At 68.0% G+C, this 14,191-nt stretch carries 10 protein-coding genes and 1 pseudogene; 4 read left to right on the top strand and 7 right to left on the bottom strand.

The annotated features are described in order from the left end of the window. The first annotated feature begins 124 nt into the window (after positions 1-124). Positions 125-655 (top strand): helicase associated domain-containing protein, encoded by a 531-nt coding sequence (locus tag ACF068_RS30580; protein WP_392277555.1) that lies wholly within the window; start codon positions 125-127, stop codon positions 653-655. Between the two features lie 16 nt (positions 656-671). Here ACF068_RS30580 and ACF068_RS30575 read toward each other — a convergent pair whose 3' ends face one another. Continuing rightward, positions 672-2,468 (bottom strand): protein kinase, encoded by a 1,797-nt coding sequence (locus ACF068_RS30575; protein ID WP_392277616.1) that lies wholly within the window; start codon positions 2,466-2,468, stop codon positions 672-674. Between the two features lie 1,168 nt (positions 2,469-3,636). Next, complete coding sequence (locus ACF068_RS30570) at positions 3,637-3,999, bottom strand: excalibur calcium-binding protein (RefSeq protein WP_392277554.1); 363 nt, start codon at positions 3,997-3,999, stop codon at positions 3,637-3,639. Between the two features lie 1,157 nt (positions 4,000-5,156). On the opposite strand from ACF068_RS30570, the gene ACF068_RS30565 reads away from it, so the two are divergent. Next, positions 5,157-5,762, top strand: coding sequence for a dihydrofolate reductase family protein (locus ACF068_RS30565; RefSeq protein ID WP_392277553.1), 606 nt, complete (start codon positions 5,157-5,159; stop codon positions 5,760-5,762). 807 nt (positions 5,763-6,569) lie between these two features. Here the strand turns inward: ACF068_RS30565 and ACF068_RS30560 are convergent. The 3 genes from ACF068_RS30560 to ACF068_RS30550 all read right to left on the bottom strand — a co-directional run bounded on the left by ACF068_RS30560 (position 6,570) and on the right by ACF068_RS30550 (position 10,128). Continuing rightward, a complete protein-coding gene (locus ACF068_RS30560; RefSeq protein ID WP_392277552.1) occupies positions 6,570-6,959 on the bottom strand; it encodes a hypothetical protein in 390 nt (129 codons plus the stop codon). Positions 6,960-7,010: 51 nt separating this feature from the next. Further along, positions 7,011-7,196 carry a hypothetical protein gene (locus tag ACF068_RS30555; RefSeq protein WP_392277551.1) on the bottom strand — a complete coding sequence of 62 codons (186 nt, stop codon included), beginning with the start codon at positions 7,194-7,196 and terminating at the stop codon, positions 7,011-7,013. 589 nt (positions 7,197-7,785) lie between these two features. After that, the gene (locus tag ACF068_RS30550) at positions 7,786-10,128 is read right to left on the bottom strand and encodes a hypothetical protein (protein WP_392277550.1); all 2,343 of its coding nucleotides are present in this window, start codon (positions 10,126-10,128) and stop codon (positions 7,786-7,788) included. Positions 10,129-10,569: 441 nt separating this feature from the next. On the opposite strand from ACF068_RS30550, the pseudogene ACF068_RS30545 reads away from it, so the two are divergent. Together ACF068_RS30545 and ACF068_RS30540 are read left to right on the top strand one after the other, a co-directional pair. Further along, a pseudogene (locus tag ACF068_RS30545) lies at positions 10,570-10,770 on the top strand (hypothetical protein); the annotation flags it as partial. A gap of 220 nt (positions 10,771-10,990) precedes the next feature. Next, a complete protein-coding gene (locus tag ACF068_RS30540; RefSeq protein WP_392277549.1) occupies positions 10,991-11,248 on the top strand; it encodes a hypothetical protein in 258 nt (85 codons plus the stop codon). 351 nt (positions 11,249-11,599) lie between these two features. Here the strand turns inward: ACF068_RS30540 and ACF068_RS30535 are convergent, their stop codons facing one another. Together ACF068_RS30535 and ACF068_RS30530 are read right to left on the bottom strand one after the other, a co-directional pair. After that, complete coding sequence (locus ACF068_RS30535; RefSeq protein WP_392277548.1) at positions 11,600-12,397, bottom strand: N-6 DNA methylase; 798 nt, start codon at positions 12,395-12,397, stop codon at positions 11,600-11,602. A 766-nt stretch (positions 12,398-13,163) separates the two neighbouring features. Continuing rightward, a complete protein-coding gene (locus tag ACF068_RS30530; protein WP_392277547.1) occupies positions 13,164-14,171 on the bottom strand; it encodes an ArsR family transcriptional regulator in 1,008 nt (335 codons plus the stop codon). Positions 14,172-14,191 lie beyond the last annotated feature (20 nt).

Raw genomic sequence — 14,191 nt, 5'->3', positions numbered from 1 at the left:
TGGAGAGCGAGGTCCCGGACGGTGTCGAGGCGGATCTCGATACTCTTCAACCGGTTCGGGCGCAGGCCCAGAGCGGCAGCGCGCTCCCGCTGGGCCAGCAGGGCCTGCGCGAAGCCACTGACGGTTGGGCGCAGGGTCGCAGTTCAGGCGTGCCCCCTCACCCAATAGGCCCCTCGCGACTCTCTCATGCCATCTGCGGGGTCACAGGTCAGAGCCGCATGGCTACTGCAGCGTCAACGAGACGTCACAGCCGAAGCCGCCCCGTACACAGGCCGACAAGTGGGCCATGAACTACGAGGCCGCCAAGCAGTTCTTCGAACGTGAGGGGCACCTTCAGGTCCCGAGGAAGCACATCGAGCGGATCGTCGGCGAGGACCAGGAAGAACGGGAACACAAGCTGGGGGCGTGGATCAGCAACCAGCGCAGCCGGGCCGCCACGCTCACGCCGGAGCGAATGGAGCATCTGTCCGCGATCGGGATTCACCTCCAGGAACACCCTCAAGCCCCGCTGTCTCTCACTCCACTGTCACAAAACCGAGAGATCGCACCCAGGCAGACCTGCGCCTCGCGGTCGGGCGCCTGGCAGCCGGGAGCTCGTCGTGCCGGGAGATCGGCAATCGCCACAACGACCACCACACCGTCGGGACGCGGGTGAGCGCCGCGCCCCGGGGCTAACTGTGCAGTTTGGCCGCCTGCATGGCGGTGAGCCGGCGGACGTAGAGGGCGGCGGCGAGTGCTGTCAGCACGACCAGGACGTGCAGGACGAGGTTGATCCAGGTTTCCGGCAGGAACGCGTACCCGTAGTCATAATCGCTGCTCATGCCGTCGCCCACGTCCTCGATGTGCTCACTGAGGAGCGCTGTCCACGGGGTCCAAAAGAGGGGCGAGGTCAGGAAGGTAGTCAGGCACAGCGCCCACCAGGCGTTCAGCACACGGGCCGGTGCGGGTCTGCGGCCGGGGCTGGAGGCGTGCCAGACGTCGTCGGCGATCTGCTTGGGCAGGAAGAGGTTCGCGATGGGGATGAACCAGCCGATCACCGCCATGGACGGGTCGTACCGCAGCCGACCGGGCGCGAACTTCTCGGCGGTGGCGCGTACGCGGCTGAACCAGACGAGCCAGGCCACCAGCAGCGCTGAGCCGAAGCAGAGCTTGGCGTACCACAGGAGGGGGAACGAGAGGACGCCCCAATCCCCCAGGTCCCAAACGTCGTCTGCATCCGGGAGAGGCTCGTCATACAGAAGACCCTGCCCGGAGGCAACGTGGAGCTGCTGGACGACCGTGAGCGCGGAGGTCAGGGCGACGAGGGTGAGGAGCCAGTAGACAGCGGCCCGGCACCCGTCGGCCGGGGCCTTGTGGCCGCGGGCACGGCGGCGCTCGTCGGCCAGCCGGGGCATGGGCACCCCCACCCCACCGTCCTCGCCGCCGGCGCGGTCGGTGAAGGGAACGGTGGACGGGGCAGTGGGCGGCCTGCCCGGTGCGGTCACGGCTTCGGCCATCGCCTCAACGCCCGCCTCGGCGCTGGCGGTCACCCGAGTGCGCGGGTCCTCCTGGTCGAGGAGCTGCACGGCTTCCTGGCCCAGCCGAGCCAGCACCTCCGGCGGCAGCCATGGCCCCAGCGAGCGGTACTGCGTCTCTTTCCTCTCCCGCAGCTCGGCCAGGGTCGGCCGGTCGGCTGGGTCCTTGGCGAGGCAGTCCTTGATCAGAGCTAGCAGCGGCGCCGGTACGCCGGTGAGGTCCGGCGGCTCATGCACCACCCGGTACATCAGGGCGTGCAACTGGCCCTCAGCCACCTCGAACGGCAGCCGCCCGGCGGCGGCGAAGGCCAACACCGCGCCCAGCGAGAAGATGTCGCTCGCCTCAGTCAGCCTCTCGCCCCTGATCTGCTCCGGTGACATGAAGCCGGGCGAGCCGACCACCACCCCGGTGGAGGTCAAGCCCCCCGTAGTGGAGGAGTCCACGGCGCGGGCAATCCCAAAGTCGATCACCTTCGGCCCGTCGATGGTCACCATGACGTTCGACGGCTTCAGATCGCGATGGATGAGCCCAGCGTCGTGGATGTCGCTCAGGGCACGGCACAACCCGGAGGCTAAGCCACGCACCGAGCACTCCGGCAATAGCCCGTGCCGCTCCGCCACCACCTGATACAGGGTCGGGCCGGCGACGTACGCCGTGGCCACCCAGGGCAGTGCCGCGTCGGGGTCGGCGTCCAGCACGGCGGCCGTCCACTCCCCACCGACCTGCTGGGCCACGGCGGTCTCCTTGGCAAACCGGAACCGGAAGTCGGGGGTTGCCGCCAGTTCGGCGCGGATAGTCTTCACCGCCACCATCCGGCCACGCGGGGACCGGGCCAGGTAGACCACGCCCATGCCACCTTCCCCCAGCCTGCCAAGAAGCCGAAAGTCCGCAATCCGGTCAGGGTCCTGTTCCTGCAGAGGCTGCACCGCTGATGACTCCCTCCCCGTGAACATCACTACGGCGCACCAAGCCTAGTCGCGGAACTTCACAGGCATGGGTGATCAGCCAGTCCGGCGTCACGACCAGCCGGGCACCGATGTCAGCGCGAGCACGGAAGCCCACACACGTGCGGACAACGCGCATATTTCGCAAGCGCAGGTAAACGGCCTCCCCGTTGCGGGACACGCACCTGGTGGACGGATCTGGGGTAGCTGTCACTATGGACACCTCCGCTCAGAGTGGTAACCGGTCTGCGAGTTGATTGCGGTGGGACCCCGGACGTCATTCCACCCTGCCCGCGCAACTTGCGCGGCAGCATGTGCCCCTGACGGCGCCGCCGGCCCCCGAAACCGAAGCACACCTCTTCCCCCGGCTATCGCGTGGAAAGACTTCTCACGCAGTTAGCCGTCAAGGTGACCTTGGTCATCCAGCTGCAAAGGCGGCAGTGGCGCCCTGGCCCGAGTCGGGCGGAGATCTGGGGCTGAGGGTGTCGTTCGTCCTTCCGCGGTAGCCGCGCTGTTGACGCGGTCCGGGGTGGGGCGAACTACGCCCCCTCGGCATGCAGAAGAACACTCGGGGCCCCGGGCACCGAAGAAGCAACCGTACCGTCAATCTCGCTCACTGGTGGTGGCCATCTTGGATGGCTGCCGCGGCCGGACGGCGCACGGCAGCGCAGCACAGCTGCACACGGCGGCGGGACGGCGTGAAGCGCGGCTGGCGGCGGGCAGCGGCGCGGCGGCGGCACAGGCGAAGCGGCGGCGGGACGGTGGAACGGCGGCTTCGCAGCGACGGGACAGCAACGGCGGCACACCCGCCGACGGCCAGAACGGCGGGCGCACGACGGCGGCACGGCAACGGCGCGGCGCGAGGCCAGCCAGCGGCGACACCACGGCGGCCAGACGGCACGCCAGCTCGGGAGGCCTGGGCCAGGAGCATGGGCGTGCCAGAAGCCTGGGCGGCCGGACGGCACCGGCGGCCGGTGGCGGGACAGCGTGCCGGGGCCCGGCCGAGGGAGGCAGAGAGGCACGGCGGAACGGCGAGGGAGCCACAGAACAGCGCGCCAGCGCGCCACAGCGACCTGCCGGGGCCTGGAGAGACGGACCCGTCCATCAGCTGCCCGGCAACGTCATAGGCTCTCCCGCGGGGTGGAAAGCACCGAGGTGGTCATGCCATCAGCCGGGGTTAGGCACGGCGACGGAGGCGGATCACGGTGTAGCCAGCAGTGACCACGGCAACTGTGGCGAGGCCGATGCCGATGCCCGTCTCCCAGTTACTGGGTGGGGCTGCGGAGGAGCCGCCGAGTCCTCCCCGCGCCCCTCCCGTCGGCGTGGCGGTGGGGCGTGGCATGGGTCGATCACCAGTAGCGGCCGAGCGCCGGGGCAGGACCTCGCACGCGATGCCATCGTCGACGCCTCTGTCCTCGTCGAGACGGTTCGGATCGCTGGGATCGCTGTCGAAGACCGCTTGGGCGTCTTCCTGATAAATGAAGTCTCGGCAGTCGAGGTCCTGGGCGTGAGCCACGCCGGACAGCGGGGCGATCGCCACCGCTGCTACGACTATTCCGGCAGCGACAGTATGGCGGTGCACAGCGCCTCCTTCCTGGCCCAAAGGACAACCTGGATCTTTACGCTAGGGGTGGCCACTGAGTCCGGCACGGACACGTAGCCCAAATGAGTGGCAACAGACCGGCGGTGATCAACCGGGCGAAGTCACCAGCGTGGTGTCTGACGCACGCGGCGGAACGCCGGAGACCCGGCGGCGGAACAGCGGACGGCAACGTCCAGGACCCCCCGCGGCGACCGACACCCCGGGGCGGGGCGGGGCGCCGGCAGGCTCGGGCGGCGCGGGCGGGGTACCGACGGCCAACGACCGCAGCCAGACCCGAAGCCGCCATGCAGCCGCGCCTTGACGCAGGCCGACAGGCGGGGCGAGTGACTTCGAGGCCGCCAAGAAGTCCCTCAACTGGGAAGGACACCCCGGCAAGGCCAGTGCTGTACTAGGTAGGGCAAGGACTGCCTCCCCTGGAGGGGAGCATGTGCCCTTCGCCGCCGCCGGACCCGAACCCCTGGCGCGACCCGACCCGGCGATCCCGCCCAGGACGGCCGCGTGGCCCCAGAGGTCACAAACGCCTAAAACATCCCTGGATCGCGGTCCTGGTGATCTTCGGGACCCCATTAGGCTTGGGCGGCCACAGGTCACTGCCTGATGAGAACCAGGAACGCACCTCTGGCCCGACTACGCCGACACAGCCCTCCACGACTCAGCCGTCCCAAGGACCCCAACACGACTCGCCCTCCCATACGGCAAAGCCGTCCGCCGAGTCCCCCGAGGCCCTCGTGGACACGCCGACCACAAAGCGCAACCCGCCCTCGAGCGGCCACGCCTGGACATGAACGAACGGTGGGGCTGCCCGCTGACACACACGGTCAGTTTTCCCGCTGCGGGATCTCCCACCTGCCGTGGAGCCGTGTGGAACGAGCGAGCCCTGGACACTCCGGTGTGGCTGAGCGTTTCAGTTGGCCCCCGAGCGTTGTACTTGGCCCGGCTGAGCGTGACGGTTGACCCAGGCCGTTCGCGGGTGGCGCTCCGCCGATCTGATCGGCTGCAGCGTCATGGGTTTTCTGGTTGCTCCACAGCGCCGCCGATGAGTTTGTGGCTCCCGGCCGGTCCAAGCTCGTGACACCCTGGGAAAGGACACCGCCATGTCGGAGCTTCTCGTCGACTTCATCACCTCCCTTGACGGCCACGCATCGGGAGACGGATGGCCCGGGTTCTGGGGCCTCGAGGGTCCGGAGTACCTCGCATGGCTCGGCGAGCAACCCGAGGCCACCTACCTGATGGGAGCGAACACCTACCGCCTGATGTCGGGCTTCGCCGCGGGCGAGGTCCCGAATGGCCAAGACGAGTTCAGGCCCGAAGAACAGGCGTCCGTCGACGAGCTCACGCAAGCGTCCAAGGTGGTGTTTTCCTCCTCACTCGAGGAGCCACTGTCGTGGGCCAACTCCACGCTTGTCCGCGACGACGCCCTCGAGGCGGTCCGCGCCATGAAGTCGAGTGGCTCGGGGCTCCTCAGCACGATCGGCAGCCTCAGCCTGTGCCGGTCCCTGCTACGAGCCGGACTCGTCGACCACTTCCGGGTCGTGATGTTCCCCGTGATCACCGGGGCCACGGGCAAAGAACGCATCTACGACGGTTATCCGGATGTCGCCCTGGAGATGATCGAGCACCGCACCTTCGACGGCCGCATCCAGCTGGTCGAGTACAGGCCCCGCGTGCTCGAGCACCCGCCGCTCGGCGTCCCTGCGTGACGACGCCCCGCCCGCCGGCCGGACGGCCGCCAAGCCGGCGCCGGCATGCGGAGCAAGACCTCATCCGGACCGGCCAGGCCCGCGCTCCCCGCAGCAACGTGGCGGCAAGCCGACCAGCGGGACCGACCGCGGCAATGGAACTGAGCCGGGACGTGGTGCCGGGCGTGGCGGGGTAGTGCCAGGCGCGGTCGCCGGGGGCCGGGGGCACTGAAGACGATGCGGCGGCAGCAGCACGACGGCGGCTGGGCGCGCCCGGCGTCACGGCGCGGGAGCCGCCAACGGGGCCTCGCAGCCCTCACACAGTGGATCGAACGGGAAGGCGCCCACCGGCCAGTACCACGCAGCCACTGCGAGACGATCACCATCGACGGAGAGACGGAACCCGTGACCATCATGCTCGGCATCTGGATCTCCAACACCAAGCTCGGCATCCACTTGGCATAAGGCCAGCCCTGGCCCGGGAGGCGGCAACCATGAGCATGAAGTCCCCCCGGGAGGTCCCGAGGGGAGGAATACCGACCGGGCATGAGGCGTACCAAAAGCGTACGCGGTACGTACGGAGGCAGTGCGAGACGTGGGGGGAGCTGAGCGACGACCAGCGGGAGCGGCACCGGACAGCTCGAGCGGTGCCCGCCGCGCGGGGAAGGCAGGGCCGGCACCGGCAACCGGGGCAGCAGAACGAGCCGGGCACGGAGGCCAGCGCCGCGAGGCAGCCGGAGCGGCTGGACGGCTCGGGTCATCAGTGCCGAAGCTGGCAAGTCCTGTCCGGTCTGGCGGGCAGGACTTGATTCAGATGTTCTTCCTATTTCAGCCCGTCTCGTCATCGATCAAGCCGTAGGCCGGCTCTGTCTCGTCCCGGCTGAAACGGACGATCACGCGGTCCTCGATCAGCTCGGGTGGGCTGTTGTCGGCGACGATGACCTCCGCCCCGTTGCCATGACGTGCCAGCCATTGCGTGAGGTGTCGGTAGAAGTCGTCGGTGCTCACAGCGTCCGCGATGAGGGTGTCGCGGCCGGTGCCGTGTCTAAGATTCTTCTGAGGACTGCCGATCATGAGGAACCCGGGGTGCGCTGCCCCGCTCTCGAAGGCAGTTTCGAAGACGGCCAGTTGCCACGCGAGGGTGATGAGCGTCCTGGCTCCTGAAGATGCCCCCTGGTAAGGCTCACCACGCACAAAGGGAGTCAGGTCGTGCGCCATGTGGGCCACTTCTGTCCGCACCGCTTGCACACGGGGCGCTGCGCCTCCCGCTCAGCGGCACGGCGCCGCCCCTTCCGCTTCGGCGCGGGCGTACTGGTCGCGGAAGAGGACGTCGCCGTCGGGGTTGCCGAGCGCGGCCGCCAGCGTCTGTTCGTCCTTGCGTCCCAGACGCCGCCACACCGCCGCGCCAGCGCCGCGCTCCGTCAGCTGCTCCAGAGTGGTGACGACGACCGGCATGGCCTGGCTGCAGTCCTTCGCCGTGATCGCCTCTCGGTAGTAGGTCTCGTACCGGCATGGCGCCCAGTAACGGCGGCCGGCCTGCTCCAGCGCGGCGACCGTGTTGGCGACCTTTGTCCGCGAACACGAACGCCACCGGGAACCGGGCCCTCTCGGCCGGTCGGTGGGTAGACCCGGTGCCACAGCCGCTGCTCGCGGTCGACGTGCTCGATCGCGCCTGGCCGGGAGCGGACCAGGTCCACGGTGTGCTTGGCCGCGTCTTTTGGAAGCAGCCGGCCCCACTCCCAGTACCGACGCAGCTTGGTCACCAGGTTGTGCGCGTCCTCGGTGCGGCGGTCGATCTCCAGCAGCATCACCGGCACCCCGGCCTCCGGCGCCCGCACCACCAGGTCCGCCCGCTGCACGTACCCGCCTGCGAGCCGGTGCGGGACCTCGGTGGCGAAGCCGAGCCGGTGACCCATCCCGGCACGGTGGAGCTCGGCGGCCGTCGGACGCGGACCCAGCACTTGCAGCAGTTGAACGACCCGGCCGGGCAGTTCCTCAGGACGGCGAGGTTCGTCCCCTGCCAAGAACGGCATCCCGGTGATAACTACCGGTACTGCTTCTTCGCTGCCGTCAGCCAGCCGCGCGGACGCCTGATGCCCTTCACCGAGGGTGCTCCTTCAGCCTCGGCAATCTGTCTCAATTCCCTCATCAGCTCACTTCTATCGTTCTCAACATGCTCCTTCAACCGGGTGGGCGAATCAATGCCAGCCTTCAGGAGCAGGTGAAGCATCACCGGATCGCCCAGGTCGGGATGCACCTGTGTCAGCAATGCGATCTGACGGATACGGTCGACAAGCAAGGGGGAAACGTTCAGATACGTCGCTAGTTCAGTCCGACCCACGCCGATGGTACGACGGATGATCTCTCTGGGGTTGCTGAGTCCTGCCACAGCAAGCTTGTCCGCCACGCCGGCGAAGGCGGTGTCAGCGAACGGCTGCAGCTTCAGGAACTCCTTAGGTGGAACGCCGACCAGATCCTGGTAGGGCGCATAGCTGTGGACTGGAGCGAGGCGAGGGTCCTTCTTGGCGTCATCCACATCCCGCTCGGCGGGCAGGCCGACACGGAGGTGCTGCACCGCGTGGTCGGCGTAAGGGGGTGCGCCGCCGCTGATCTCCAACAGGGAGCAGTCCAGGCAGGCGTTGGTATAGGCGAGGCGCGTTGCCCGGAAGTCGATCGGATCAGGTGGCCTAGCCGGAGGCTGCTGGGTGATGAGAGCGTCAATTGTGCTGCGCAAGGTGGCTGCAAGTGGTCTTGTTCTCTTGGCGAGCTGATCCACGGGCTCGTGTCGATCAGCATCGGCTGTCTCACATGCATCCTCTAGACGGATGCAGGAACGCCGCGCGCGGCGGAGCAGGTTTCGGTCGCTGTATCCGCTCTCGGCGTACAAGTTGAGCCATTGGGAGGTGCTGCGGTAGTAGCCGCGGATGCGAAGCGTGCGCCAACTGTCGCCGGATTCGGTAAGTGCACCCAGTAGCCTGTCGACAGTTTGCGCGATCTGGCTGTACAAAGGGCTATCAAACCCTGCTTGCTTCTGGTGGGCCCAGAGGTACTCCAGACGGGCGAGCAGATTGTTCTGATCCTCATGAACCGCGCGGCCCAGCAAGGCAACCTTATCATCGGGGTTGTCGATCAGGGATCGGCTGTTCGCGATGACCTGTAGGGTGACGCTCCTCCAGTCCCGCGCACCGCACAGACCCGGCCGCAGCTGGGGATGTGACTTGCTGAGCCTCACGAGAATGATGGCGGCGGCTCCAGTGAGGAGTTGGGCGCGGAGCCGCGCATTGGCCTTATCGTCATCTACAGCGGGTAGCCCCAAGTCCCGGCGGCTGATAATTACACTTTCCGCGTGTTTTCCGTTCCTGTTGAGAGTGACGGCAACGCGGTTCTCATCCACCCACACCACCCGTGCTTGCCAGGTGCGGTCAGGACGCAGAGCAAAAAATATACGGGAGAGCGCGCCAGCGACCTTTCCGACTGGCAGAGCACTGAGGTCCTCTGTGGGAATACTCGAGAGCGAAGTGACCGCCGGTACGGCATTCAGGCCGGGTGGTCTTTCGGTGCCGAGGTTGCGCAACCGTGCCAGTAGGTAGTCGGTCGCAGCTGCGTCGGCCGCGCCGGTCGCACCCCGAGCCTCTACCTGCAGGCGGAGGAGCTGGCCGAGCGAGGCGGCGGTGAGCAGAACTGCAACGCAGCTGAGGGCAATGAAGAGAACCAATAGCCGCTCGTGCGGCGTGGACAAACCTGTCCACCAACCCAATAGCAGAGCGCCGGCGGGTACCCCGACGAGCCAGCCCCAGAAGCCGAACCAGTCCTTCAAGACTCGTTTAAGCGACTGCTCGGGCCTGGACCGCGTGCGGGCGACCGCCGAGATCCCAACTACTACGGCAACGACGAGAAAGATCCGACCTAGATCGAGTACTGTACGGGTGGGCGAGAACGGCTCGAACATCGCGTACAGCGGCAGCATCAAGGCGCAGCCGATGAGCAGGAAAGCACCAAACAGGGCAACCCCCTGCTTATCGTAATCGTTCCACGTGACTGAATGGGGTTTGACCACGAAGTGGGCGACAAGCCCACTCAGCGCCCCCAGCACGACGACGCCGATTGCTGCCGCAGCGGCCAACTGGAGCAGTGGCACAAATGTGTTGCTGTAGAAGGTGTCCCAGCTCTCCTTCTCGGCGGACAGCCCCTGGGCTGAAGGCTGCTTCTCGCTGGCGGAGAGCCGGCCAGCCCGAGCTGCTGCGTTGCCAGCATCCAGTCCGAGGGCCTTCCGGAAGACTGTTTCAGCCTCTTTGTATTTCTTCTGCTCGAGCAGCTGCTGACCCAGCTTCACCTCCACTGCTGCATCAGCACGCTGCTTGTCAATCCTTTGAAGATCCGCAGGCATGCAGGGCAAAGGATTTTCCCCCGGAACGCGTTCATAAAGCGCCCGGGCCTCTGTCAGGTATCCCTTGTGGATAAGCTGGTCAGCTGTAGCACAAACCTGGGTCGGATCTGGCGCTGCGCCCGCTTGGCCCATGCAGACCACAATCGCACTAAAGGCTACGAGTAGACTCTTCAGCAATCGGTAGGCGACTTTCCACATCACGGAACCCTTTGAGCGGCTGACACCCCCATCGCCACGACCCTAGTTCCGTGACGACTTTATCTGCCACTTGCGCTAAGCCGACCGGACGAGCACTGGTCTCGGCTGATGACGACAGCTCAGCTTGCCCACCACCTCACCGCCGTGGGCTTTGACCGCCTGAGGACCGGCGTATGATTCAGCGCCACCTCGGGGGACTCGCCGACGAGCGTTCCAAAACATGCTTCGACCGCGGCCAGCTCGTCCTCCCAGCTGCTCCACATCTCCAGCCCGCGCGACGCGGCGACCGTCGCGGCGTCCCTGCGCACCCGGGTCTATCGGCCCGGGTCCCTGGTCTGGCCGGAGGGCTACCGGGCCCTGATCCGGTGGCGGGCAGAGAACGAGATCCCCGGCCTGTATGCCGTTCCCTACGACGTCGAGACGGAGGTCGGGGTCACGAAGGCGCCTTTCACGTGCGTGGGGGTAGCGCTGGGAGCGGTCGAGCTCCTCTTCGAGGCGTCTGGGCAATGTCTTCACTGATCAGATCGGAGACCACTACGAACTGGAGGCCCGGGCCCTCCTGGAGACCTTCCCCACGGAGGTTGCCCTCTGGGATCTCGCCTACGGGGAGACGAAGGAGTTGTGGAACCAGCAGCCGGGCATAGCCGGTATGGCCGGTAGCGCGATGAGTCCTGAGGGCCGCTACGCCATCCTGATGGACCGCCTCAAGACGATGCTGCAGGATCCGCAGACCCGCGCCGCCTACGAGCAGGCGCTGGCGCTTCACCGGCGCGAGGAAGCCGAGGCGTCAGCAGCCGCCGACGACCAGCTCAAGGAGCAGTTGAGCGTGATCGTGGAGTCGATCGGTGACCTCGCCGCTTTCATGCGCCTCGACGCCGACTCGACCCTCAACCGCCTCGCACAGCGGGCATCCGACGGGTGAATGGCTTAGCCACATATCCGGGTCTCCGACCTCGGCCTGATCGACTGGGACCACGCGATGCCTTGCTGATCCGTTCCCCCGGCCGCCTGGGCTGTCAACCGCGAGCGGTTCTGGCTTGCCTTCCCTGAAGTGCGGACGCCGAGTGACGGCTGACTCGTGGGTCGATAGTGCGTCGTCGTCGAGGGGACGCCATTCCGGCTGGAGGGGCTCTCCCCGTCCGTACTGCGCGGTGGCCAGCGCGGCCGCACAGCGGCGCTTCGGCAACGCCGCACCCCGGACACGCACCGATTAAGCCGGAGACAAACGCGTCGCGGTCGGGATCGTGGCGGTGAGGTCGAGTGTCGGGCGTAGTCAGTCGAACAGCGCGTCCAGGTTCCTCGTCAACGCCTGGAGCTCGCCGCGCCGGTCGTCCTGGGTCGCGGAGCCGGCCAGAGGGAGGAGCACGTACCGCGACAGCGTCAGCTCGTACCCGTGGTGCCGTACGGCCTCCAGGCCCATGGAGACGCAGAAGCCGGGCTCGTCGCGGTACGCCGCCCGCTCCACCCGGGCCGACAGTGTGCCGCGCCAGGCGTGGTAGGTCCCGGCGATCCTCGCAAGATCGGCCTCCGTGAGGACGCGTTCCGTCCGGCCGACGAGCGTGCCTGCCTCGCGGGCGTCGACGAACAGGATCTCGCCCCGCCGGTCCGCCAGCCCCGCCGCGCCCTGCCGGCCCTTGTCATTGGCCAGGATCCAGAGGCACGCCGCGATCCGGGTCGTACGGAAGAGTTGGGGTGGAAGCGCGACCACACAGGCCACGGCGTCGTCCTCCAGCATCGCCCGGCGAATCCTGCCCCCGCTCTTCGCGTGCAGGGAGCCGTTGGCCAGGACGACGCCCGCAGTCCCGTTCGGTCTCAGTTTGGCCAGAGCGTACTGCAACCAGGCGTAGTTGGCGTCGCCACGCGGCGGGACGCCGTACCGCCATCTCGGGTCGGTCTTGTTCCATGCCCAGTCCGAGATGCCGAAGGGCGGGACGCTCATCACGAAGTCGGCTTCCAGGCCGGGGTGCCGGTCTTCGGCGAGGGTGTCGCCCCAGCGGGCGCCCAGGTCTCCCTCGACGCCACGCACGGCGAGGTCCTCGCCGAGAGCGGCGTCGAGCTCTCCCAGGAGCAACTCCTCGACGCCCTCTGGCTGGCCGGGAGACTGCCCCGGGGCTCCGGTCCGCTGGTCCGGCTCGCCGCACCGGAAGCCCCGTACGGGCCGGCCGAAGCCCCGGCGGACACCGCCCCGTCGCCAGCCGAGCCCGGCCCCGAAGGCGCCGAGGAGCCCACGAGCCAGCGACGGCCGGGCAGCCCGACCCGGGTCCCGCGCGCCCGGTCCTGTCTACGGCCGAGCCGGAGGAGAAAACCGACACACCACAGGTTCCGGCGCTCCCCGTCCGCGCCCCCGACGGTCGCGTCTCCGGCGCCAGCGAACTCCGGCTCGGGAAGTCCCTCCGCCCGCTGCGGCAGCGGTTCCCCGACCATCGGCACCACGAACTCGACATCGCGCGCACGGTGACGATGCTGGCCGACACCGGCATGCCCGAGACCGTCACCCGCCCGGTCAGGAGCCGATGGCTCTCCCTAGCTCTCGTCGTCGACGACGGTGTCTCCATGGTCCTCTGGCAGCGCCTCGCCGCCGAGCTCCGCGCACTGACGGGGCTCGGCACCGGAGCAGCCGGGCCGACGGTGGGCGGCGCGCACTCCGCGCTGCCTACCCCTCCGCCCGGGACCCGGACCACGCCGGTCCGGCGGGGCAGTCGGACCGCGCCGGGGTGCGCACCGGTACACCGCCGCCTTGGCAATGACGCCCCCAGGGCCGGCTCGGGGTCGCACCGTCGAACGGCGGCGCGAGTCGCCCGGCCGGGCGGGGTTGGGCGGAGGCGGACTGCTGAACCTCAGCTCTCGTGAGTTCGCGGTCTGGTTGCGGTGGTCGTGAGTCGGTCGCCGAGTGCGCTTCTCCGGTACAGCACATGTCGTCCATCACGTGTCCGGGTGACCAGTCCCGTGGAGTGCAGGACACGCAGGTGTTGGGAGACAGCGCTTGGGGTGACCCTGAGACGGCGGGCGAGCTCTACGGTGGGCAGCGGCTCTTCCAGGATGCTGAGCAGTCTCGCTCGGGACGAACCGAGCAGAGACACCAGGGCGGTTGTGTCCACGGTCGGCATCTCCGAGCCCCACAACGTGGCTACTCCCCGACTGGGATAGACGAGGCTCGGCGGCTCTTCCGGGCTCACGGGGGGCGCGGGCTTGTGTGCGAACACGGACGGCAACAGCAACAGCCCCCGGCCAGATGCCGCAACCCGGTGCCTGCTGATCATCTTGTCGATGTACAGTTCTCCGCCTCGCCAGCGCAGGTTCGGGTGCATGTCGGCGAACAGCAGACGGGCGCCCCCCAGGGCAAGCTGGCGGGCGCGGTAGGTCATGTCGGCTTCCAGCACCAGCCGCATCTGCGGCCACATCGGCTCGATGGCCACCTCCCAGTACTGTCGCAGGAGATCGCAGATGGCGTCGCGGAGTCTGGCGACAGGCGCGTCTTCGGCGGCGGTGGCGTCGCGGAGCGCTTCGGGAACAGGGTCGGGCGCGTGCGCGAGCAGCAGGTCGTGACGGACCCGAGCGCAGGACGCCTGACGGACGACGAAGAGTTCTTCTTCGAAGGCCGGCGCGAAGCTCGCGGGATTCGGGGTCAGGAAGTCAGGGAGGGTACGCCGCTGGGCGACCAAGGACATCAGTAGACCGGTGTCGAGCGTGCCGAGTCTGCCGAGTACGGACCTGCGCCACGGCAGGTGCAGCGCGGACAGGCCAGGATCCTGCAGCACCCGCAGGCTGAACAGGGTTTCGTGCAGGGGCGAGAGGGCGAAGCGGGTGTCCGCGAGATCCTCGACGCCGAGCACGAAACTGATCATTAAGCCATACGCTACATCGA

It is taken from the genome of Streptomyces sp. NPDC016309 (genome assembly GCF_043077235.1).
Classification (GTDB): domain Bacteria; phylum Actinomycetota; class Actinomycetes; order Streptomycetales; family Streptomycetaceae; genus Streptomyces.
The sequence above is the reverse complement of the archived record's forward strand: the minus strand, read 5'-3'. Positions and strand labels throughout refer to the sequence as shown.

What these genes read in the sequence shown, in the direction of transcription:
- ACF068_RS30575 (WP_392277616.1), bottom strand. Translation starts at nt 2,468, where the DNA reads ATGTTCACGGGGAGGGAGTCATCAGCGGTGCAGCCTCTGCAGGAACAG.
- ACF068_RS30540 (WP_392277549.1), top strand. Translation starts at nt 10,991, where the DNA reads ATGAGTCCTGAGGGCCGCTACGCCATCCTGATGGACCGCCTCAAGACG.
- ACF068_RS30550 (WP_392277550.1), bottom strand. Translation starts at nt 10,128, where the DNA reads ATGCCTGCGGATCTTCAAAGGATTGACAAGCAGCGTGCTGATGCAGCA.
- ACF068_RS30530 (WP_392277547.1), bottom strand. Translation starts at nt 14,171, where the DNA reads ATGATCAGTTTCGTGCTCGGCGTCGAGGATCTCGCGGACACCCGCTTC.
- ACF068_RS30560 (WP_392277552.1), bottom strand. Translation starts at nt 6,959, where the DNA reads ATGGCGCACGACCTGACTCCCTTTGTGCGTGGTGAGCCTTACCAGGGG.
- ACF068_RS30565 (WP_392277553.1), top strand. Translation starts at nt 5,157, where the DNA reads ATGTCGGAGCTTCTCGTCGACTTCATCACCTCCCTTGACGGCCACGCA.
- ACF068_RS30555 (WP_392277551.1), bottom strand. Translation starts at nt 7,196, where the DNA reads ATGCCGGTCGTCGTCACCACTCTGGAGCAGCTGACGGAGCGCGGCGCT.